Origin of the sequence: Paramagnetospirillum kuznetsovii, from assembly GCF_003284725.1 — a bacterium.
GTDB classification, from domain to species: domain Bacteria; phylum Pseudomonadota; class Alphaproteobacteria; order Rhodospirillales; family Magnetospirillaceae; genus Phaeospirillum; species Phaeospirillum kuznetsovii.
Genome location: NZ_PGTO01000003.1, coordinates 225,630 through 245,938 on the forward strand (window position 1 = coordinate 225,630; position 20,309 = coordinate 245,938).

Consider the following 20,309-nt stretch of genomic DNA (forward strand, 5'->3'; position numbering starts at 1 on the left):
ACTTGGCTAAGACACCGTTTCCAGCAAAGCCAGCAATCCGGCCAGAATCTGCTTCGGGCTGGGCGGGCAGCCGGGGATGTGGAGATCCACCGGCACCACCTCGTGGACGCCGCCGACCACGGCGTAGGAGCCCTTGAAACAGCCGCCGTCCTTGCCGCAATCGCCCATGGCGACCACCCATTTGGGATCGGGCGTTGCGTCATAGGTGCGACGAAGCGCCTCGGCCATATTGGTGCTGACCGGCCCGGTCACCAGCAGCACGTCGGCGTGACGGGGGCTGGCGACAAAGCGAATGCCGAAGCGTTCCAAGTCGTAGATGGGATTGTTGACGGCGTGGATTTCCAACTCGCAGGCATTGCACGACCCGGCATCCACCTCGCGAATGGCCAGCGAGCGTCCCAGGCGCTGACGCACCGCCTCGCCCAGGGCCCGGGCCAGTTCCTCGCTGCCGTCGGGATCGGGCGGCGGCACATTGCGCATGGTATGCGGCCCGCGCACCAGATGCTTGAACAGAACCTTGGAAATAGGGGGAATCATAGATCAACCCCCGTGTAGGAGCAGTTGAACGACTTGTTGCACAGCGGGAAGTCGGCGACGATATTGCCTTCGATGGCGGCTTCCAGCAGCGGCCACTGGAACCAGCTGGGATCGTGCAGATGCCCGGCCATCACCTCGCCGTCCTCGGCCATGCGCACCCAGGCCAGCACCTCGCCCCGGAAGCTTTCGCTCACCGCCATGCCCTCACCCGCCACCTGCGGCAAGGGCACCTGATAGGCGCCCGGCGGCATGTCGGCCAGGATCTGGGTGATCAGGCCCAGGCTTTCGCGGACCTCGTCGAAGCGAACCATCAGGCGGGCATTGACGTCGCCCTCGCTGTAAACCGGAATGGTCAGATCCAGCATGTCATAGGGCGCATAGCCGGGCGCCCGGCGCGCATCGTGCCCGCGCCCCGAGGCGCGGCCGACGAAGCCCCCCGCGCCATAGCGATGGACCAGCGATGACTGGGCGATGCCGGTCCCTTGGGTGCGGTCCGACAGCGAGGGGGTGTTGTCGTAGATCTTGAAGGCCCGCTCGAAATCCTTGGAAAAGCCGTGCAGCAGGTATTTCAGCGCCTCGGCCCCCTCGTCGGCCAGATCGCGCGACACGCCGCCCGGCACCACCCGATCCATCAGCAGGCGATGGCCGAACAGGGCGTCGTTGGCCCGCACCATCTTCTCGCGCAGCACCCCCATATGGGACAGCATGATGGCGAAGGCGGCGTCGTTGCACACCGCCCCGATGTCGAAGACGTGGTTGGCGATGCGCTCCATTTCCGCCATCAAGGCCCGTAGCCAATGGGCGCGGGGCGGAATCTCGCAGCCCGTGGCGGCCTCCACCGCCCGCGAGAAGGCGGTGGCATAGGCGACGGTGGCGTCGCCCGACACCCGACCGGCGATGCGGGCCGCCTGTTCGGCGGTCTTGCCCGCCAGCAGGCCGGTGATGCCCTTGTGGAGATAGCCGAGACGCTGTTCCAGCCGCACCACCGCCTCGCCCTGGCAGTGAAAGCGGAAATGGCCCGGCTCGATCACTCCGGCATGGACCGGCCCCACCGGAATCTGGTGCAGCCCCTCGCCCTCGGCCGTCAGGAAGTCGTAGACATAGGGCGCGTCGGCGGGCGGCTGAGGCTGAGGCGACAGCGGCCTGCGGCTGGGCCAACGCCCGTGGTCCAGCCAGGGACGGCGGTCTTCCAGCCCCATGGGGGCAAGGCCCCACAGATCGAAGACGGCGCGCTCCAGCCGGATCGCCCCCGGCCGCGCCCGGCCCAGCGAGACGAACCAGCGTTCCGGACAGGGATGCGACGCCACGGCGATATCGCCGGTATCGTCGTCGCACAGCGCCACATGGATTTCTTCCGCCTCGCCCCACAGGGCCATCACCGTCCAGTCCGAGGCGGACAATTGCCCGACCAAAGCCCGCCACGCCCGGATGTCCAGCCGGAAGCGGGGAAACGGCCGATGCCCCTCCACCGGCGTGCCGGAGGACAGGAAGTCCAGCAATGTGACGTTGCCCATCATCCCAGCAACCTCGCGACCACCTGGAACCACGCCACCAATTCCTTGGGCAGATACAGCCCGGCCACCAGCACCAGCAGCATATGGACCCAAAGAGGCGTCAGGGCCAGGATGCTGGAAAAGGTGGTGGCGGTGCCGTGGGAGGCCACCACCTTGGGCGGCTCGCCGAAGGCCATCATCTGCAAGCGGCTGACCAGGGCGCCGAAGGCCAACAGCAGGCCCAGCGCCAGTGGGATCGCCAGCAGCGGCTGGCGGGCGAAGGTGGAACTGACCACCAGGAACTCGCTCATGAACACGCCCATGGGCGGCAGACCGGCGATGGCGAGCACGGCCAGCACGAAGCCCCAGCCCAGCACGGGATGCGACGCGGTCAGGCCCCTGATATCGGCGATGCGCTTGGTGCCCTCGTTCTGGCTGATGATGCCGACGGCGAAGAAGATGGCCGACTTGGTCAGTGAATGCATGGTCATGTGCATCAGCCCGGCGAAGTTGGCCAGCGCGCCGCCCATGCCGAAGGCGAAGGTGATCACTCCCATATGCTCGATGGAGGAATAGGCGAACAGCCGCTTGATGTCGCCGCGCCGGTACAGCATGAAGGCGGCCAGGAACAGGCTCGACAGCCCCATCATCACCAGCAGCGGCCCCGGCGTCAGGGCCTGGCCGTTGGCGGCGATCAGCATCTTGAAGCGCAGCAGGGCGTAAAGCGCCACGTTGAGCAGCAGCCCCGACAGCACCGCCGAAATGGGGGTCGGGCCTTCGGCATGGGCGTCGGGCAGCCAGGAATGCAGCGGCGCCAGACCGACCTTGGTGCCGTATCCCACCAGCACGAAGACGAAGGCCAGATTGAGCAGATCGGGCTGGAAGGCATGGGCTCGCTTGATCATCAGGGTCCAGGCCATGGCGTCGGCGCCGTCGCCCATCACCGGCTGCGCCGCCAGATAGACCAGGGTGGTGCCGAACAGCGCCAGCCCGATGCCCACCGAGCACAAGATGAAGTATTTCCACGCCGCCTCGATGGCTTCGCGGGTCCGGTACAGGCTGACCATCAGCACGGTGGTCAGTGTCGCCGCCTCCACCGCCACCCACATCACGCCGGTATTGTTGGCGGTCAGCGCCAGCAGCATGGTGAACAGGAAGGCCTGATACATGGAGTGATAGAAGCGCAGATGCAGGTCGGACAGCCGCTGCGCCTCGCTTTCCCGCGCGATATAGGCGGCCGAGAACACCGCCGTGGTCAGGCCGATGAAGCTGGTCAGCACCACCAGATAGACGTTGAAGTCGTCGATGAACAACAGCCGGGTCGCCGCCGGGCGATGATCCAGCAGCATCAGCGACGAGGCGAAGGTGATGGCCGAGGCCACCACATTGACCCAGGTGGCCACCCGCCATTCCTTGAGCACCACCAGGAAACCGGCGGAACCCAGCGGCACCCCCAGAATCCACAGCAGCGGATTGTCGGCCCCGGGAAAATTGGCGAGATGACCCATCATTGGCGGTCACCCCGATAGGTCTCGAGGTCGTTGAGGTCCAGCGTCTCGAACCGCTCGCGGATGCGGAAGAAGAAGATGCCGAACAGGGTCATGGCCACCAGCACCGAAAAGGCGATGGAAATCTCCACCACCAGCGGCATGCCCTTGGCGGACACCGCGGCCAGGATCAGTCCGTTCTCCAGCGCCATGAAGCCCACCACCTGGGTGACCGCATTGTGCCGGGTGATCATCATCAGCAGGCCCAGCAGGATCACGCTCATGGCCAGGGCCAGGCTTTCGCGCGTCAGCGCCGCCGCGTTGGCGGTCACCGGCAGCACCAGCAGGATGGACAGCGCCACCAGGGCGACGCCGCTGGTCATGGTCCAGCCGATGGACATGGCGGTTTCCACCGAACGGTGGATACCCAGCTTCTCCACCAGCCAATGCAGCGCGAAGGGCACGATCATCGCCTTGAACACCAGGGCGATGGCGGCGGTGATATAGAGATGCGGCGCATGCTGCACATGGGCCTGCCACGCCGCCGCCGCCGCCAGGGCCAGGGCCTGGAAGGCGAAGGTGTTGAGCACCGCGAACAGACGGCGCTGATACAGAAGCTGGAATCCCGCCATCAGCACCGTGGCGCCGATCAGATGCGCCACCTCGTAGGAGAACTGGCTGATGTCGGCCATCACACCGCCTCCGACACATAGATGAAGATGGTGGCCAACAGGCCCAGCAGCAGCGCGCCGCCCAGGAAGTCGGCATAGCGGAACACCCGCATCTTGGCGATGACCGTCTCGAAAAAGCCCAAGGCGGTGGCCAGGATAAAGCATTTGGCGAGGAAAGCCCCCAGACCCAGCGCCACCCCCAGAGCCCCCGCCCCCGGCTGGGCCATGCCCCAGGGCGCGAAGATTCCCGAGATCAGGGCCATGAACAGGGTCAGGCGCACCATGCCGGCCCCTTCCATCAGCGCCAGATGACGGCCGGAATATTCCAGCACCATGGCCTCGTGCACCATGGTCAGTTCCAGATGGGTGGCCGGGTTGTCGATGGGGATGCGGCCGTTCTCGGCGATGGCCACCATGATCAGCGCCGCCAGCGCTAGCCCCAGCGACACCTCGATGCCGACACCGCCGCCCAGCACGAAGGCGATGATCTGGGCGGGCGATGTGGTCCCGGTGATCAGCGACAGCGAGAAACTGACCATCAGCATGGCGGGCTCGGCCAAGCTGGCGATCATCATCTCGCGGCTGGCCCCCAATCCGCCGAAGCTGGTGCCCACATCCATGCCCGCCAGCGCCGTCCAAAACCGCGCCACCCCCAACAACGCCACCAGGGCGATCAGATCGGCGGCGGGCGCCAGGACCATATTGGTGGTGAAGGTGGGGATGATGCAGGCCGCCAGCCATACGGCGGCGAAGGTGACATAGGGGGCGGCGCGGAACACCCAGGACGCCGAATGGGCCACCACCGCCTCCTTCTGGAGCAGGCGGTAGAAATCCCGATAGGGCTGGAACGGCGAGGCGCCGATGCGGCCGTTGAGCCGCGACTTGACCAGCCGAACCCAGCCGGTGATCAGCGGCGCCAGCGCCACCACCAGGAAGATCTGGGCGATCTGACCGAGGATGGCGGTCATTGTTGACGTCCCTCAAGCGCCGGGCGGGTGGTGGCGGGCGGGACGCCCGCGCTCCGGATCCAGCGCCGTTCTGCGGAGCGCGGGCGTCCCGCCCGCATCTCGCTCATTTCTGCTGCCTCACCGCGACCACCAGCAACATGAACACCAAGGTGGCGAACATCATCAGCAGGTAGCGACGCACCGTCAGGAACTGCATGCGGTTGACCCGGTCGGCCACGAAGCCCACCACCCGGCCGATGCCGAGATACAGGAACACCCAGATGCGGTCGATCACCCGGACCTCCAGCTTGGCCGGAGCCATGTCGCCGGGATCGGGCATGGTGACGGTTTCCTTGACGCCGAACAGCGAGGAACAGAACACCCGGCGCAACGGCTGGGCGAAGCTTTCGCCGCTGTACTGGGCGTTGACGATATTTTCCCGATGTCCGCAATCCCAGGCGTCGGCGCGGCGCACCCGCGTGGTGCCGAAGCCGTGCACCAGAACGATGCAAATGACGAACAGCGACAGACCGGTCATCACCAGCACGGTGCCGGAATAGGAACCGCGGGTGGAACTGACCGGGCTCAGCCATGGCCAGCCCAGATCGGCCGACACCGCGAAGGACACCCCGGTCAGCGGCTGGACCACATGGGATACCGCGTCGGTCACCGTGACCGGCACCGCCCCTAGGATGATGCACAGCGCCGCCAGAACCGCCATGCTCCAGCGCATGGAAAACGGCAGGGTATGGGCCTCGGCTGCCGCCTGGGACCGGGGACGGCCCAGGAAGGCGATGCCATAGGCGCGCACGAAGCAACTGGCCGCCAGGGCGGCCGCCAGGGCCAGCATGGCGCCCACCACCGGCACGCCGAACTTCATGGCCCAGTGCGGCAGGCTCGGTCCCTTGAACAAGGACTGGAAGATCAGCCATTCCGACACGAAACCGTTCAAGGGCGGCAGCGCCGAGATGGCCAAGGCGCCCACCAGCGTCGCGGCGCCGGTCCACGGCATGCGGTTGAGCAATCCGCCCAACTTATTAAGACTGCGCTCACCCGTCGCGGTGATCACGGCACCGGCCGACAGGAACAGCAGGGTCTTGAAGATGGAATGATTGATGATGTGATACAGCCCCGCCACCAGCGCCAGGGCGGCCAGGGCCTTCTCGCCGCTATCCTTGAAGGCGATGGCGAGGCCGAGGCCGATGACCACGACGCCGATATTCTCCACCGTGGAATAGGCCAGCAGCTTCTTCAGATCGTCCTGCAGGATGGCGTAGAGCACGCCCAGCACCGCCGTGACGCCGCCGATCCCCATCAGCACCGCCCCCCAGCCCCAGGCCACATGGCCATGCAGGTCGAACAGGATGCGGATCAGGCCGTAGAGCGCCACCTTGGTCATCACGCCGCTCATCAGGGCGGAGACATGGCTGGGCGCCGCCGGATGGGCCAGCGGCAGCCACGCGTGCAACGGCACCAGCCCGGCCTTGGACCCCGCCCCCAACAGCGCCAGCAGCACCACCAGAAAGCTGGTCAGACCGTCCATCCCATGCAGGCGCATGGCGGGAAAGGAATAGCCGCCCTCGGCCCCGGCCATCAGGCCGAAACAGGTCAGCAGGCAGAAGGTGCCGAAGGTGGCCATCATCAGATAGACGAAGGCCGCCGAGCGGCTTTCCTCGTTCCTGTGATCGGACAACACCAGCAGCCAGGACGCCAGCGACATGAATTCCCACGACACCAGGAACATGAAGGCGTCGTCGGAGATCAGCACCGCGTTCATGCCGAACAGGAACAGCGGAAAGAACGGCGTCACCCGGCGCGGCTCGGGCACATGGTCGCAATAGCCGATGCCGAACACCGATGCCGCGGTGGTGCCCAGATTGACGATGACCATGAACAGGGCCGACAGGTTGTCGAGACGGAAATGGGCCGCCATCCAGGGCAGGCCGATGGGCAGCACGATGGCCGGGCCGGTTCCCGGCGTCTGGCCCAGATGCTTCAGCCCTCCGGCCAAAAGCACCAGGCTGGCGATGGCGCAGCCCAGATAGACGACCCGGTGCCGCCACATCTCGCCCCCGGCCAGCACGCCGAACACGGCGAGCGCCAAAAGAGCGGACAAGGCGGACGCGATCAGCATCTGCCGTTCGCCCCCGTGTCTATGTCACCAGGAATCATCAGTATCGCCCCTACCGGAAGGACGGAATCATAGCACGCGATACAGCGCGCGCAAGCGATGTGGAACGCTATTGCCGGATGGTTAGAGGGCGATTCAGCCAATGGGCTGAAGCGACGACGCTTCAACCCATTGTCATCGCGCTCTATTGCCCTAGCCGACGATCCCGCTCGAACCGCAGCCGCACCTCGATGCCCCGCATGGTCAGCAGGCGATGGATCAAGATGGTGACCACCACGCCCAGCCACGCCCCCATCACCGCGTCAGAGAAGAAATGCACGGTGGTCAGCACCCGCGAGGCCGCCACCAGAACCGCCATGGCCACAAACGCGATGTCATAGCGTGGAAAGATCAGCATCAACGCCGTCATGGCGGCGAAGGCGGCCTGGGAATGCCCGGACGGAAACGAATTGGTGGCATAGGCATGGGTCAAGGGCGCGAAGTCGTAAAGCCCCTGCTCGAACAGCAGCTTGGGCCGGGTGCGGCCCACCAGGATCTTGATCAGGCTATTGAGCAGGCCCGACCCCGCCACCGACAGGAACAGAAAACCGGGAACCCAGGCCGCCCGCTCTAATTTGGCGCGGATCTCCAGGGTCGGAGCCGCCCGCCACGCCAGAAAGATCATCACCAGCAAGACGCCCGACGGAATCAGCCAGACACCGCCGAGACCGAGATGGGTCACCGTCTTGAGGAATCCCTCGAACTCGCCGCCCACCTTGGCCTTCAGCCACAAGGCCAGCGGCCGGTCCAACACGACATAGCCGATGACGATCGGCCCGGCGGCATAGACCGTCATCCAGGTCAACGGCCGCCGCTCGGTGCGCTCCCATTGATCGGCCACGGCCTGCCGGAAACCGGCGGCGTCGCGCCAACGCTCGGCCAGCGCGCCGACGCTTCTCTCCCAGGCCAGGACGAGGCGGTCGAGAATGGTCACAGCTTGCCCTCCACCGCATAGGCGGTCAGCGTCACCGGCTTGCCACGGGAATAATTGAAGCCCTTGACCATGCCCACCACCACCGGCTTGACCGCCTGGGCGGCGGCGGCGGCGAAGAAGGCCTGTTCCTCGCGGTCGGACACCAGCACCAGGGCGCTGGGGCCATTCAGTAGATGATTGGCGGCGTTGGGGCCGGTGGTCAGGACCGTGTCGGTCCCCAGAAGGAAGACCAGACTGGGCTCGGAATAGCCCGCCACCACCACGGCGCCGCGATGGGGACGTTCGGCCACCAGCCGGGCGGCGGAGCGGCTGACGAAGAGGTAATCCAGCCCCGGCAGCACGCCTTCGAACACCACCTGGAACGAGGTGACGGCCAGCACCACCGAAGCCAGGACCGAGGCCCGCATGCGGCCGCGCAGGGCCATGACCACCGTCAGACCGCCCATGACCACCATGGCGGCGGCCGACGGAATGCTGACCAGCGAGAAGCCCTCGGCGAACTGGGTCGGCGCGATCACAACCGCCGCCGCCAGGACCAGGACGATGATGCCCCAGACGGCGTACCAGACCTTGGCCCAGCGGGCCGCCAGCAAGGGCGCGGCGCCGACCACGGCGGCGGCCATCAGCAAGGTCAGGGCGGGATAGGTGGGCAAGGGGTAATGGGGCAGCTTGGTGGGCACGATCTCGAACATCACCCAGGCCGGAATCGCCCAGGCGAGGCAGAAGCGCACCTGGGGACGCAGTCTTTCCCGCCATGCCAGGATCAGGCCCGGCCACAGCAGCAGCGAGGCGGGCCACAATGTCACCGCCGCCAGGGCAAGATAGGTGCCGGGCCAGCCGCCATGGCTTTCCTGGGCGCCCAGCAGCTTGGGCAGCAGGTCGCCCTTGACCGCCTCGCCGACGAAGGCGCCGCCGGTCGCCTGGGAAATGGCGGCGAACCACGGCCCGGCGATGGCGGCGGCCACCAGCATGCCGGTCATGGGCCGCAATCCCACCAGCCAGCCCGCCTTTTTATCGGCGATGATCAGGGCCAGGATGGTCAGCACGACGATGGCCGGGATCACCGGCCCCTTGAGCAGGATGGACAGGCCGATGGCGATCCAGAACACCAGGGCGACCCAGATGGCGGGGGCAGGCCCGGCCCCCTTGGACGCCATGTAGAAGCGCCCCAGCGCCCCTTGCGCCGCCACCGCCGTCGCCAGCATCAAGGCGTCGGTCTTGGCCTGATGGGCTTCCGACACCAGGATCAGGCAGGATGCCAGCAGGGCGGCGCCCAGCAGGGCCGTCTCGCGCCCGAACAGGCTGCGCCCGAAGGCGAAGGTCATCAGCACCGCCGCCCAGGCCGCCAGGGCGGATGGCAGGCGATAGGGCCAGATCTCGGCGCTGGCCTTGTCGGACAACAGGCTGACGCTGGCGGCCTGAAGCCAATAGGTGCCCACCGGCTTCTTGGCCCGCATCTCGTGCTGGAACTGGATGCGGATGAAATCGCCGGTTTCCAGCATCTGGCGGGTGGCCTGGACGAAGCGCGACTCGTCGCGGTCCAGCGGCGGCACGCTCGCCAGTCCCGGCAGATACAGGAACAGACACAGCAGGCTCAACAGCAGATAGGGGCGAAAACCGCCGGTCAGTCGTTCCACGTCCTGGTCTTTCCCGATGGCGAGGCAATGGGGCAGGCATCAACAGCACGAAGTCCGCGTGCAGGTCAAGGGCGCTACAGTCCTCCGCCCCTCGATGCATGGCAATGCTTGGCAAACTATGCCATGATGCCGCCAACAGGAGGTTCTCATGGCGACGATGAATGTTTCCCTGCCCGACCCCATGCGGGAATGGGTGGAGGTCCAGGTCAAGGGCGGCGAATACGCCAATGCCAGCGACTACATCCGCGACCTGATCCGGCACGATCAGCGGCGGGCGCAGGCGCTTGAGGCCGCCATCGACCAGGGGCTGACGAGCGGACGCAGCCCGCGCAAGGCCGACGACATCATGGCCGACGCCAAGGCTCGCCTGCGGCATGGGTGATTACGTCCTTTCCAATGCCGCCGCCGCCGATCTGGACGAGATATACGTTTACTCCCACCGAAGTTTCGGCGAAGCCCGGGCGGATGCCTATTACGCCGATCTGTCAGACTGCCTGCGAATGCTGGTCGGCAATCCCCGCCTCGGGCGTCCGGCGGGCACGCGGCACCAAGAGTTGATGCGTCATGCCCATGCCGGGCATGTGATCTATTATCTGATGGAGAATGGCGGTATTTTCGTCGTCCGAGTCCTGCACCATTCCATGGATAGTCAACGCCATATGGATTCCTGACCAGCCTCCGCCCCCTCCGCATCCCGCCCATGCGCCGGATGACATGATCGGAAATCCGGGTTAGGGTGGCGCCCCTTTTTTGCTTCCATCTCGAGGTTTCATCATGCCGTTCATCGCCGACAGGCTTTCCGTCATCAAGCCGTCTCCGACCATCGCGGTGACCCAGAAGGCCGCCGAGCTCAAGGCCGCCGGCCGCGACGTCATCGGGCTGGGCGCCGGCGAGCCCGACTTCGACACCCCGGACAACATCAAGGCGGTGGCCAAGACCGCCATCGACAAGGGCGTGACCAAGTACGGCCCGCCCGCCGGAACGCTGGAACTGCGCCAGGCCATCGCCGCGAAGTTCAAGCGCGAGAACGGCCTCGACTACACCGCCGACCAGATCACCGTCGGCGTCGGCGGCAAGGGCGTGATCTTCAACGCCTTCATGGCCACCGTGAACCCCGGCGACGAAGTGATCGTCCCCGCCCCCTATTGGGTCAGCTATCCCGACATCGCCCTGATGTTCGGCGGCAAGCCGGTCTTCGTCGCCTGCCCCGAGGACAAGGGCTTCAAGCTGCAACCCGCCGACCTCGAAGCGGCCATCACGCCCAAGACCAAGTGGCTGGTGCTGAATTCGCCGTCCAACCCCACCGGCGCCGCCTATACCCGCGCCGAGCTGAAGGCCCTGACCGACGTGCTGCTGAAGCATCCCCATGTGTGGATCATGTCCGACGACATGTACGAGCACCTAGTCTATGACGGCTTCGAGTTCACCACCCCGGCCCAGGTGGAGCCCAAGCTCTATGACCGCACCCTGACCATGAACGGCGTGTCGAAGGCCTATGCCATGACCGGCTGGCGCGTCGGCTATGCCGCCGGGCCGCTGCCCATCATCAAAGCCATCAACATGATCCAGTCCCAGTCGGTGACCCACACCTCGTCCATCAGCCAGGCCGCCTCGGTGGAAGCACTGAACGGCACCCAGGACTTCATCCCGAAGAACGCCGAGGTGTTCAAGCGCCGCCGCGACCTCATCGTCGGCCTGCTGAACCAGTGCCCCGGCATCACCTGCCGTACCCCGGAAGGCGCCTTCTATGTCTATCCGTCCTGCGCCGGGCTGATCGGCAAGAAGACCCCCGACGGCAAGGTGATCGCCAGCGATTCCGACTTCGCCACCTATCTGCTGGAGCAGGAAGGCGTCGCCGTGGTCCAGGGCGCCGCCTTCGGCCTGGAGCCTTATTTCCGCATTTCCTACGCCACCTCGGACGCGGCATTGACCAAGGCGGGCGAGCGCATCAAGCGCTTTTGCGAAAGCCTGAAATAGACGGTCGCAGAAACGACAAGGGGCGGCTCCGCAAGGAACCGCCCCTTTTTTATTGGATCGGATCAGGCCGCCTGCGACCGGATTTCCGCCAAGAAGCCCTCGATCTCGCGATTGAGCGCCCCGTTATGGGTGATCATCTCGGAGGCCGACCCCGCCACCTCGTCCGCCGCCTGGCGGCTGGTCCGGGTGCCGTTGGACACCAGCCCGATATGATCCGACACTTCCCTGGTGCCGCGCGCGGCTTCCTGGACGCTGCGGGAAATCTCGGCGATGGCGGCATTCTGCTCTTCCACCGCGCCCGCGATGGAAGACGTTGCCTCGTCGACCCGGTTGATGGTCTGGCCGATATGGCGGATGGCGACGACCGCCTTTTCCGTTTCCGCCTGCACCGAGTTGATCTGGGTGCTGATCTCCTGGGTGGCCTTGGCGGTCTGGTTGGCCAGGGTCTTGACCTCGCCCGCCACCACCGCGAAGCCTTTTCCGGCTTCACCCGCCCGCGCCGCCTCGATGGTGGCGTTCAGCGCCAGCAGGTTGGTCTGGCTGGCGATATCGTCGATCAGCTTGACCACCTCGCCGATCCGGCCTGCGGCGGCGGCCAGGGCGGCCACCATGGCATTGGTCTGTTCGGCTTCCGCCGCCGCCGTCCGGGCGATGTCGGCGGTCAGCGAGACTTGCCGACTGATTTCGCTGCCCGATGCGCTCAGTTCCTCGGCGGCGGAGGCCACGGTCTGAACGTTGCTGGAGGTCTGCTCGGTGGCGACCACCACCACCGAGGTCTGCTCGGACGTCTCCTGCGCCGTCCGCGACATGGCGGCCGAGGCGCCGTTCAGGCGTTCTCCCACCTGGGCCATGGCGGAAACCGCCGCCTTGACCCGGCTTTCGAGCCCCGTGGCCATGTCGCGAAGGGCGCGATTGCGGTCCTCGGCAGCCACCGCCTTCATCCTTTCCTGCTCGTCCAGCAATCGGAGATTTTCGATGGAATTGGCCCGGAAGACCTCCATGGCGCGGGCCAGATCGCCCATCTCGTCGGCGCGCTCGGCGCCTTCGACACGCGCGGCGGTGTCGCCCGCCGCCAGGCCGCGCATCCGCGCCACCAGCACGCCCAGCGGCTTGGCGATGGAGCGCGCGATCAGGCTTCCCATGATGGCGGCCAGCAGGACCAGCAGGCCCGCCTTGATGCCGCCGTCGATCACCTTGGCGCGGAACTGCTCGTCGATGTCGTCCATGAAGACGCCGGTCAGGATGGCCCATCCCCAGGGCTTGAAGCCCTGGACATAGCTGAGCTTGGCAACCGGGGGCTGATCCTTGACGCGCGGAAATACATAACTGACATAGCCGCCGCCGTCGCGCTTGGCGCCATCGACCAATTCACGCACGAAGAATACGCCGTTGGGATCCGTGGCCTGAGACATGTCCTTGCCGATCAGATCGGCGCGCACCGGATGCATGATGGTGACGTAGTTCATATCGGTGACGACGAAGAAGTCGTTGTTGCCGTAGCGGATGGAGCGCAGCGTATCCATGGCGGCCGCCTTGGCGGCCTCTTCGGTGATTTCGCCCTTGGCGGCGCGGGCCTGCTGGGCAGAGGCGATGCTGTGGGCGGATTCCACCAACTGCTTCAGGGTCTGGTGGCGATCCTCGACCAGGCTTTCCTTCAAGGCCGTCAGTCCTTGCGCCGTCAGCAAGACAAGCCCGACCACCATCAAGCCGACCAGCGACCAGATCTTTCCACCAATTCCCAGTTTGCGCTCCATTTCGCTCGCTCCTGATTTCGGCCTTTCAGCTGGGCCAAGAACGCCGAGGCTATCCAATAGGGCCTATGCAATAAGGATTATTGTATAGGCTTTGATTCCAAAAAAATAAAGCCTCGACGTGCGGAGCATCGAACGCGCGCGCTTGTCGCCCGCGACGCGCATGCGCGTGCACACCCATCTCATCAACCGGAGACTTGGGGGGTCGGTCCACTATGGGAGAGGGATGCGCCTACTCGGCGGCCTCGGCTGTACGGGGCTTGCCCGGCCGCCGCAATTGAGCGATCAGAAGCTCACGGGGATTGTGACAGGCTCCGCACCACACCACGGCCGTTCCATCGCCATAGCTGTGAATCCGGTGCTTTCCGGTTTCATTGCAATGCGGGCAATCAAGAACGGTATTGGGCAAGCTCATGGACAGCACCCCATGCGTCGAACTAGGGCACAGATAACCCTATTTCGCCCGAGGGAGAAGTCAAATTTGCACATGCCTCCTGATCGCCATGGCCGCCGAGGGTTCGAGGCTCTTGCCACGAAGATCACATTATGTCGTGAAACATGACGGCCGCATTACTGGCGCGAGAACAACGCCAACACCGCTTCCTGGCCTTGACCGGCATTGCGCAGGGCGGCCAGGCCAAGCTGACGATAGGTGTCGGCCGAGGCCGCATTGGCCGCCGCCTCGTTGGGATCGGACGCGGTCAGGCCGTTGGCCCCCTGGGTCGCGATGGCGGCCTGGTTCTGGTAGAAGCTGGCCTGGGTTTGCAGACTGGTCACGTTCGCGCCGATCTCTTGCGCCCGCGCGCGGACGGAACTGGTGGCCGCATCCAGATTGGCGATATCGGACTGAATATTGGCGGTATTGCCTGCCCAGCCCGATGCCGCCGTGATCCCCAGCGAATTGGCGTCGCTCGCCTTGCCGCCGATGCTGGTGGTGGACTGGGCGCTGGCGCCGGGAACCGTCAGGCTGCCGGGATTGGCGGCGATCAGATTGACGCCGTTATAGGAGGAATCCGAGGCGATGCCGTCGATCTGGCCGCGCAAGGTGTTGTACTGGCTTTGCAGATTGGCCTGTTCGGTCGGATCGGAGCTGGCCTCGGCCTGCTTGGCCAAGCTCTTCAACTGCCCGACCACTTTCGTGATGGCGTCGAGACCGTTGCCGGCCGCTTGCAGCGCCCCGATTCCCTGGCCGATGGAGGTTCCCACCTCGGTCAGCGTGCCCGCGCGTTCAAGCAAGCCGCTGGCCAGCACGAAGGCCTGGGAATTGTCGGAAGCGGAATTGACCGAACGCCCGGTGGACAGACGCCGCAGGTTCGTATCCAGCAAATCTTGATTTTGCTGGATCGAGGAGAGGGCGCCGGTCGCCGAGGAGATTGGAGAAAGTGCCATCTGTCGTCACATCCACAGTATCGGGATGATACCCGAATTCACCTGTTATTGCGACTCTATCGGGACGGGTGGCCGTTGTCTGTGAACGGGCTCACCCGGAAATGGACATGGGAGAGCCGCCCAGGGAGTCCAGCGCCTGCTTCAAGTGAGGCCTTGCCTGAAGCACCGCGCCGACCTCGACGCCACCGGCATAGGCCGTCTCCAGGACCGCCCCATAGACTTGTTTCATCAATTCCAGGCTGGCCGGAGGAGCCTCCACCCTGGCCAAGCGCTCCGCCAGCTTGGTGACCGCGTGCACCTGCCCGCTTTGGCAGAAATCCTGCTTGAACCGCTGTTCGCCCATGGTGGTGAAGGCGATCATCACGAAAGCGGTAAAACGGCGGATATCGTCGCCCAGCACCGGCAGCAGCACCTTGATCGCATCGCCGTGCATGGCGGAAATCCGAGCCACCGAACGCTGGACCTGACCGACTTCGGCCTTGGGGAACAGCCGCGCCAAATCCATTTGCTGCACGACCCGCCATAGGACTTCGGCATCGAGGCAGTCGCGCCCCGGCATCATCAGCCGCTGGGCGCCGTCCAGCAGCAGCGGCTTGCGGCCATCCCTCGGCGTCGCACCGGGAGCCGCCAGAGCCTGCAATTCAGCGGCCTCGCGGATGTCGAGCAAGCGCGCCCCCAAATCACTGACCAAGGCGGGCGTCATGGGCGCGTAATGCGGGATCAGAAGAACCTGCCAATCGAATTGCAGATAGTCCCGCAAGGCGAGGTAAAGCGCTTCGGATTTGGACGTCGACCTGGGAGCCTTCTTCACGACCGGCGCGCTGGTCAATCCCAAGGCCAAGACCAGCCGCTTGCCCAAGGACGGCTTGGCGGTCGGCACCTGAAAGCGCGACCGGAAGTCCAGCTTGGCGCGGAAATATCGCCGCGCCGAAGCCCGCACCACCAAGGCGACCGCTTCGGCCAGAGTGCGTCCACAAGACAACACCGCTTTGTCCAGGGTCACCGGCTGACGCCCCTGGTCCACCACGACATCGCGAAACAGCTCGGGCCGCGAGCGAAACAGCCGGAAGCAGCGATCAAGCATCTTCGGGTCGTTCATCACCGTGTCATAGGCCGCGGGGCGCGGACGGTGCTTCAGTTCGGGGATCTCGCGCCGAAAGACGTCGATGACCGGCCCTTCCAAGGCGGCGCGAATAGCCTCGATGCCGGGGTCAAGTTCCGCTGCGGCACCCCTTCCGCCGCTGCTAATAAAATTAGCGCCGACATCTTGTTTCATCATGTATCACCAAAACAATAGACCGACTGCTTCGCTCATAAAGCTCCTTCTTTTTGCCAGAAATGTCAATGATACGTAAACACTGCGTGAACATATGTCGTATGTTTGTGATGTGTTCCATTTTTTATTAAATATCATTTTTGTTTTAGTAAGATTTTATGCTGTTTTTCTTATTTTCTCCTGCCTCCCCGTGTCCAAGATGCACAAGGCCGACCAATCTGCTAGACTTGCCCCCTGGCCGTATGACAAGCGGGAGAATGATCATGCATGGCGGACATCAACACGATCACGGCGAAAGCCAGGGGCACGAGCACAAGCATCAGCATGCCCATGAGCACAGCCATGTTCACGCCCATCCGCACGCCCATGGCGATGACACCCACAGCCACCCCCATGCCCATGCCCATGCCCACGAGCATCTGCACCAGCACAGCCACCCTCATGGCCACGCCGGGGGGGGCGCCCATGATCATGGGCACGAGCAGCCCAACCATGCCTGGAAGCCGCACGAGCACCGTCACTCCGAGGAGGAGTTGAACGGGCATGATCACGAACACTGAGAAAAAGCCGGGGCGCGGGCGTCCTCGCCCGCATGCCCCCGCCCATGCCTGAGCGGAACTATCGCCCGGCGACGGTCAGCCCGTCGATGCGCAGCGTCGGACAGTCGACGCCGTGGCGCAGTTCCAGATCGCTGGCAGGCGTCAGGTTGAGGAACATGTCCTTCAGATTGCCCGCCACCGTGACCTCGCTGACGGGAAAGGCAATCTCGCCGCCGGAAATCCAGAACCCCGCCGCGCCGCGCGAATAGTCGCCGGTGACGCCGTTGACGCCCTGGCCGAACAGTTCGGTGACGTAGAAGCCGTCGGGCACGTCATGGATCATCTCGGCCGGGGTGATGACCCCGGCTTCCATGTAGAAATTGCTGGCCGAGGGCGACGGCGGCGAGCCGGTGCCCCGGCTGGCATGGCCGGTGGTGCGCATGCCCAGCTGGCGGGCCGAGCGCAGATCCAGCAGCCAGGTGGTCAGGACGCCGTCCTCGATCACGGCGCGGCGCCGGGTGCCCACCCCCTCGCCGTCGCAGGGGCGCGAGCGCAGGCCCCGCGCCCGATGGGGATCGTCGGTGACTTGAATACCCTTGGCGAAAACCTGCTTACCCAGTTTGTCCTTGAGGAAGCTGGTGCCCCGCGCCACCCCGGCGCCGTTGATGGCGCCCGCGAGGCTGGAGAGCAACCCGCGCGCCACCCGCGGGTCCAGAATAACCGGGACTTGCTTGGTCGCCACCTTGCGCCCGCCCAGGCGGCGAACCGCCCGGCGGCCGGCTTCGTGGCCCACGTCTTCCGGGGCGCGCAGGTCCGACAGATAGACGGCGCTGGTATAGTCGTGGTCGCGTTCCATGCCGCTGGCGGCATCGCCCGCCAGCACGGACACCGACAGCGAGGAACTGGTGACCGAATAGCTGAAGGACAGGCCGTTGGACCCGACGATGGCGACGCTGGACCGTCCCCATCCGGCCTCGGCGCCTTCGGAATTGCTGACGCCGTCGATGGCGCGGGCGGTATCCTCGGCACGCCGGACCATGTCGATCAGCGTGTCGGCGGTGGGCTCGGAGGCATCGAACACATCCAGATCGGGAATCCTCGTCGCCAATTCCGAGGGATCGGCCAGACCGCACCACGGATCCTCGGGCACGATGCGGGCCATGGCGACGCAGCGTTCCACCAATTCGTCCAGGGCGGCGGGCGAACGGTCCGACGAGGAGACGAAGGCCTGGCGCTTGCCCATCAAGACCCGCAGCCCCACATCGCCGGATTCGGCGCGTTCCAGCCGCTCCAGCTCGCCCAGGCGCAGGCCCACCGACAGGGCGATGGAATCGATCAGCACCGCGTCGGCGGCTTCCGCGCCCGCCTTGCGGGCGCGGGCGACGAGGTCGCCCAGCACATCAAGCGGCGAAGGGGAGGTCAGGCGGGACATGGGGGTCGCTCCTAGGCTTGCCGCGAGGGAGGAAAAGGCTAGCCCGGAACTCGGACAAAGGTAAAGGGGAGATCAAGGGTAAGGCGACAGTCCGATCACCAGCGGATGCAGTGCCATCAGGATAGGAGGCAGCGCCAAACCCGCCATGAGGCGCCATGGCCCAAGCTCCATCGCCAAGGCCCGCCAGTCAAGCGAACCGCTCAGCGGCATGGCCAAACCTTGCCAGACTTCCTCGCCAAGCTGGCGTCTGCGCTTGGCGTCCAAGATGCGCGGCCCCAATAGGCACAGAATGAACAACGGCAGGAACAGCAACACCCCCGCCACGGTGCCATTGGGAATCAGATGGGCGCCGCTCCACAACCCCAAGGCCCAGATCATGGGATGTCGGGTCAGCCGCAGGATGCCCGGCCGCTTGGGGTCGAAACTCTTACCGCCGGGACCGATGGAAAACGGGTTGGGCACCGTCATCCCCGCCACCGCCAGCAGACAGGCAATGGGCATGGCCAGCGACGGCGCCCAGCGCATCCAGGGCAATTGCGGCCACAGTTGCACAATCGGAGCATGAATGGCCGCCGCCACCACCCAGACCAGCAGGACCGAGGACAGCACGGAATAGCCGCCGTAGAAGCCGCGCTTGCCGAAAGCCGCCATGGCAGCTTCGCGCAGGCTCCGCACATTGGTCAGCGAATGAGCGATCAGGAAGGCCGCCAGGGCCGTCACCAGATGGCCGTAACCGCCGGTGAGGCTCATGGGACATGCGGCCGGGACGGCCGCGCTCCCACCAAGCCGCCATTCCTCGGAGCGCGGGCTTCCAGCCCGCATGCGTCATGACACCGCCCCGCGAAAGGCAAGATCAGACCTCCGGCACGTCCAGATGATGCAGCCTGGCGCAGGCCACCAGGGTGTTGCGCAGCAGGCAGGCGATGGTCATGGGGCCGACGCCGCCCGGTACCGGGGTGATGGCGCCTGCCACCTTGACCGCCTCGGCGAAGGCGACGTCGCCCACCAGCTTCTTGGTGCCGTCGGGTAGCTCGATCCGATTGATGCCCACATCGATGACGGTGCATCCCGGCTTCAGCCAGTCGCCCCGGATCATTTCCGGCCGCCCCACCGCCGCCACCACGATATCGGCGCGACGCACCACCTCGGGGAGGTTCTTGGTCTGGGAATGAGCGACGGTGACGGTGCAGCTTTCCTTGATCAGCAACTGGGCCATGGGCTTGCCGACGATATTGCTGCGCCCCACCACCACGGCGTCGAGGCCGCCCAGCTTGCCCAGCACGTCCTTCAGCAGCATCAGCGAGCCCAAGGGCGTGCACGGCACCATGGCGTCGATGCCGGCGGCGAGGCGTCCCACATTGATGGGATGGAAGCCGTCCACGTCCTTGGACGGGTCGATGGCCTCGATCACCTTCTGGCTGTCGATATGCTTGGGCAGCGGCAGTTGGACCAGGATGCCGTGAACCTCGGGATCGTCGTTCAGCCCCTCGATCAGGGTCAGCACCTCGCGCTCGGGGGTATCGGCGGGCAAGGTGTGCATGAAGGACTTCATCCCGGCCTCGACGGTGCGCTTGTGCTTGGTGCGCACATAGACCTGGCTGGCGGGATCCTCGCCCACCAGGACCACGGCGAGGCCGGGAATCACATGGTGGCGGTCGCGCATGTCCTGCACATGCAAGGCCAAGGTCTCGCGCAGCTTGGCCGAAAAGAGGTTGCCGTCGATCAATCGGGCGTCAGTCATGATGGTTCGTCATCCACTGGTCGAGGCGTTGGAGCAGATCGGCCCCGTCGCCGGAAATCAAGATCACCTTGCGCCGGTCGGTGGCGCCCTGGACGATGTCCATGCCGGTCTTGGGCACCCGCCACTGCTTGGACAGCAGCTTGAGGAGGGCCGCGTTGGCCTTGCCGTCCTCGGGCACCGCCGTCACCTGGACCTTGACCACCGCCTGGCCGTCGGCATCGGCCGCCACGCCCTGGATGCGGTCGCGCGACGCCTTGGGCGTCAGCCGCACCATGACCCTCACCCCCCCGGCAACCACCGTGAAGGGCCCCGCTCCCGCTTCCGTCAT

Annotated in this window: 20 protein-coding genes; 3 read left to right on the forward strand and 17 right to left on the reverse strand. The window is 65.5% G+C overall.

Annotated elements, in window-relative coordinates; translation table 11 throughout:
* Nucleotides 1-6: 6 nt before the first annotated feature.
* From CU669_RS05955 to CU669_RS05990, 8 genes are all read right to left on the reverse strand, one after another.
* Nucleotides 7-537, reverse strand: coding sequence for an NADH-quinone oxidoreductase subunit B family protein (locus tag CU669_RS05955; RefSeq protein ID WP_112142904.1), 531 nt, complete (start codon nt 535-537; stop codon nt 7-9).
* Nucleotides 534-2,054: a hydrogenase large subunit gene (locus CU669_RS05960; protein WP_239988564.1), complete on the reverse strand. Its 1,521-nt coding sequence runs from the start codon at nt 2,052-2,054 to the stop codon at nt 534-536. The genes CU669_RS05955 and CU669_RS05960 overlap by 4 nt, the downstream gene beginning before the upstream one ends.
* A complete protein-coding gene (locus CU669_RS05965; protein ID WP_112142905.1) occupies nt 2,051-3,541 on the reverse strand; it encodes a hydrogenase 4 subunit F in 1,491 nt (496 codons plus the stop codon). The genes CU669_RS05960 and CU669_RS05965 overlap by 4 nt, the downstream gene beginning before the upstream one ends.
* A complete protein-coding gene (locus CU669_RS05970; RefSeq protein ID WP_112142906.1) occupies nt 3,538-4,209 on the reverse strand; it encodes a hydrogenase-4 component E in 672 nt (223 codons plus the stop codon). The genes CU669_RS05965 and CU669_RS05970 overlap by 4 nt, the downstream gene beginning before the upstream one ends.
* Nucleotides 4,209-5,156 (reverse strand): respiratory chain complex I subunit 1 family protein, encoded by a 948-nt coding sequence (locus CU669_RS05975; protein WP_112142907.1) that lies wholly within the window; start codon nt 5,154-5,156, stop codon nt 4,209-4,211. Before CU669_RS05975 ends, CU669_RS05970 begins: the two co-directional genes overlap by 1 nt.
* Before the next feature lie 103 nt (nt 5,157-5,259).
* Nucleotides 5,260-7,269 (reverse strand): hydrogenase 4 subunit B, encoded by a 2,010-nt coding sequence (gene hyfB / locus CU669_RS05980; protein ID WP_112142908.1) that lies wholly within the window; start codon nt 7,267-7,269, stop codon nt 5,260-5,262.
* A 181-nt stretch (nt 7,270-7,450) separates the two neighbouring features.
* Nucleotides 7,451-8,239: a phosphatase PAP2 family protein gene (locus CU669_RS05985; RefSeq protein ID WP_112142909.1), complete on the reverse strand. Its 789-nt coding sequence runs from the start codon at nt 8,237-8,239 to the stop codon at nt 7,451-7,453.
* Nucleotides 8,236-9,876 carry an ArnT family glycosyltransferase gene (locus CU669_RS05990; protein WP_112142910.1) on the reverse strand — a complete coding sequence of 547 codons (1,641 nt, stop codon included), beginning with the start codon at nt 9,874-9,876 and terminating at the stop codon, nt 8,236-8,238. The genes CU669_RS05985 and CU669_RS05990 overlap by 4 nt, the downstream gene beginning before the upstream one ends.
* 148 nt (nt 9,877-10,024) lie before the next feature.
* On the opposite strand from CU669_RS05990, the gene CU669_RS05995 reads away from it, so the two are divergent.
* The 3 genes from CU669_RS05995 to CU669_RS06005 all read left to right on the forward strand — a co-directional run bounded on the left by CU669_RS05995 (nt 10,025) and on the right by CU669_RS06005 (nt 11,853).
* Nucleotides 10,025-10,258: a type II toxin-antitoxin system ParD family antitoxin gene (locus CU669_RS05995; protein ID WP_112142911.1), complete on the forward strand. Its 234-nt coding sequence runs from the start codon at nt 10,025-10,027 to the stop codon at nt 10,256-10,258.
* Complete coding sequence (locus CU669_RS06000; RefSeq protein WP_112142912.1) at nt 10,251-10,547, forward strand: type II toxin-antitoxin system RelE/ParE family toxin; 297 nt, start codon at nt 10,251-10,253, stop codon at nt 10,545-10,547. The genes CU669_RS05995 and CU669_RS06000 overlap by 8 nt, the downstream gene beginning before the upstream one ends.
* A 103-nt stretch (nt 10,548-10,650) precedes the next feature.
* Nucleotides 10,651-11,853, forward strand: coding sequence for a pyridoxal phosphate-dependent aminotransferase (locus CU669_RS06005; RefSeq protein ID WP_112142913.1), 1,203 nt, complete (start codon nt 10,651-10,653; stop codon nt 11,851-11,853).
* 62 nt (nt 11,854-11,915) lie between these two features.
* On the opposite strand, the gene CU669_RS06010 is transcribed toward CU669_RS06005, so the two are convergent.
* The 9 genes from CU669_RS06010 to CU669_RS06045 form a co-directional block, all read right to left on the reverse strand.
* Entirely contained in the window at nt 11,916-13,607 is a 1,692-nt protein-coding gene (locus CU669_RS06010) for a methyl-accepting chemotaxis protein (RefSeq protein WP_112142914.1), read from the reverse strand.
* Between the two features lie 229 nt (nt 13,608-13,836).
* Nucleotides 13,837-14,019: a hypothetical protein gene (locus CU669_RS21045; protein WP_146747679.1), complete on the reverse strand. Its 183-nt coding sequence runs from the start codon at nt 14,017-14,019 to the stop codon at nt 13,837-13,839.
* 155 nt (nt 14,020-14,174) lie between these two features.
* Nucleotides 14,175-14,993: a flagellin gene (locus CU669_RS06015; RefSeq protein WP_112142915.1), complete on the reverse strand. Its 819-nt coding sequence runs from the start codon at nt 14,991-14,993 to the stop codon at nt 14,175-14,177.
* A gap of 91 nt (nt 14,994-15,084) precedes the next feature.
* A complete protein-coding gene (locus CU669_RS06020) occupies nt 15,085-16,272 on the reverse strand; it encodes a hypothetical protein (protein ID WP_239988565.1) in 1,188 nt (395 codons plus the stop codon).
* Nucleotides 16,273-16,490: 218 nt separating this feature from the next.
* Nucleotides 16,491-16,814, reverse strand: coding sequence for a hypothetical protein (locus CU669_RS21325; protein ID WP_161539595.1), 324 nt, complete (start codon nt 16,812-16,814; stop codon nt 16,491-16,493).
* Between the two features lie 73 nt (nt 16,815-16,887).
* On the reverse strand, nt 16,888-18,240 hold the full coding sequence (locus CU669_RS06030) for a TldD/PmbA family protein (protein WP_112142918.1): 1,353 nt from the start codon (nt 18,238-18,240) through the stop codon (nt 16,888-16,890).
* Nucleotides 18,241-18,312: 72 nt separating this feature from the next.
* Entirely contained in the window at nt 18,313-18,990 is a 678-nt protein-coding gene (locus tag CU669_RS06035; protein WP_112142919.1) for an NnrU family protein, read from the reverse strand.
* 103 nt (nt 18,991-19,093) lie between these two features.
* Entirely contained in the window at nt 19,094-19,981 is an 888-nt protein-coding gene (gene folD / locus CU669_RS06040) for a bifunctional methylenetetrahydrofolate dehydrogenase/methenyltetrahydrofolate cyclohydrolase FolD (protein WP_112142920.1), read from the reverse strand.
* Nucleotides 19,974-20,309, reverse strand: coding sequence for a DUF167 family protein (locus CU669_RS06045; RefSeq protein WP_112142921.1), 336 nt, complete (start codon nt 20,307-20,309; stop codon nt 19,974-19,976). The genes folD and CU669_RS06045 overlap by 8 nt, the downstream gene beginning before the upstream one ends.

Excerpts from the sequence above, each read along its gene's own strand:
- CU669_RS21325 (WP_161539595.1), bottom strand. The coding sequence starts at position 16,814 with ATGCCCGTTCAACTCCTCCTCGGAGTGACGGTGCTCGTGCGGCTTCCA.
- CU669_RS05975 (WP_112142907.1), bottom strand. The coding sequence starts at position 5,156 with ATGACCGCCATCCTCGGTCAGATCGCCCAGATCTTCCTGGTGGTGGCG.
- CU669_RS06035 (WP_112142919.1), bottom strand. The coding sequence starts at position 18,990 with ATGAGCCTCACCGGCGGTTACGGCCATCTGGTGACGGCCCTGGCGGCC.
- CU669_RS06020 (WP_239988565.1), bottom strand. The coding sequence starts at position 16,272 with ATGATGAAACAAGATGTCGGCGCTAATTTTATTAGCAGCGGCGGAAGG.
- CU669_RS06010 (WP_112142914.1), bottom strand. The coding sequence starts at position 13,607 with ATGGAGCGCAAACTGGGAATTGGTGGAAAGATCTGGTCGCTGGTCGGC.
- CU669_RS05960 (WP_239988564.1), bottom strand. The coding sequence starts at position 2,054 with ATGATGGGCAACGTCACATTGCTGGACTTCCTGTCCTCCGGCACGCCG.
- CU669_RS06000 (WP_112142912.1), top strand. The coding sequence starts at position 10,251 with ATGGGTGATTACGTCCTTTCCAATGCCGCCGCCGCCGATCTGGACGAG.
- hyfB (WP_112142908.1), bottom strand. The coding sequence starts at position 7,269 with ATGCTGATCGCGTCCGCCTTGTCCGCTCTTTTGGCGCTCGCCGTGTTC.
- folD (WP_112142920.1), bottom strand. The coding sequence starts at position 19,981 with ATGACTGACGCCCGATTGATCGACGGCAACCTCTTTTCGGCCAAGCTG.
- CU669_RS05970 (WP_112142906.1), bottom strand. The coding sequence starts at position 4,209 with ATGGCCGACATCAGCCAGTTCTCCTACGAGGTGGCGCATCTGATCGGC.
- CU669_RS05995 (WP_112142911.1), top strand. The coding sequence starts at position 10,025 with ATGGCGACGATGAATGTTTCCCTGCCCGACCCCATGCGGGAATGGGTG.
- CU669_RS06015 (WP_112142915.1), bottom strand. The coding sequence starts at position 14,993 with ATGGCACTTTCTCCAATCTCCTCGGCGACCGGCGCCCTCTCCTCGATC.
- CU669_RS21045 (WP_146747679.1), bottom strand. The coding sequence starts at position 14,019 with ATGAGCTTGCCCAATACCGTTCTTGATTGCCCGCATTGCAATGAAACC.
- CU669_RS06045 (WP_112142921.1), bottom strand. The coding sequence starts at position 20,309 with ATGACGGAAGCGGGAGCGGGGCCCTTCACGGTGGTTGCCGGGGGGGTG.
- CU669_RS05955 (WP_112142904.1), bottom strand. The coding sequence starts at position 537 with ATGATTCCCCCTATTTCCAAGGTTCTGTTCAAGCATCTGGTGCGCGGG.
- CU669_RS05965 (WP_112142905.1), bottom strand. The coding sequence starts at position 3,541 with ATGATGGGTCATCTCGCCAATTTTCCCGGGGCCGACAATCCGCTGCTG.
- CU669_RS06030 (WP_112142918.1), bottom strand. The coding sequence starts at position 18,240 with ATGTCCCGCCTGACCTCCCCTTCGCCGCTTGATGTGCTGGGCGACCTC.
- CU669_RS06005 (WP_112142913.1), top strand. The coding sequence starts at position 10,651 with ATGCCGTTCATCGCCGACAGGCTTTCCGTCATCAAGCCGTCTCCGACC.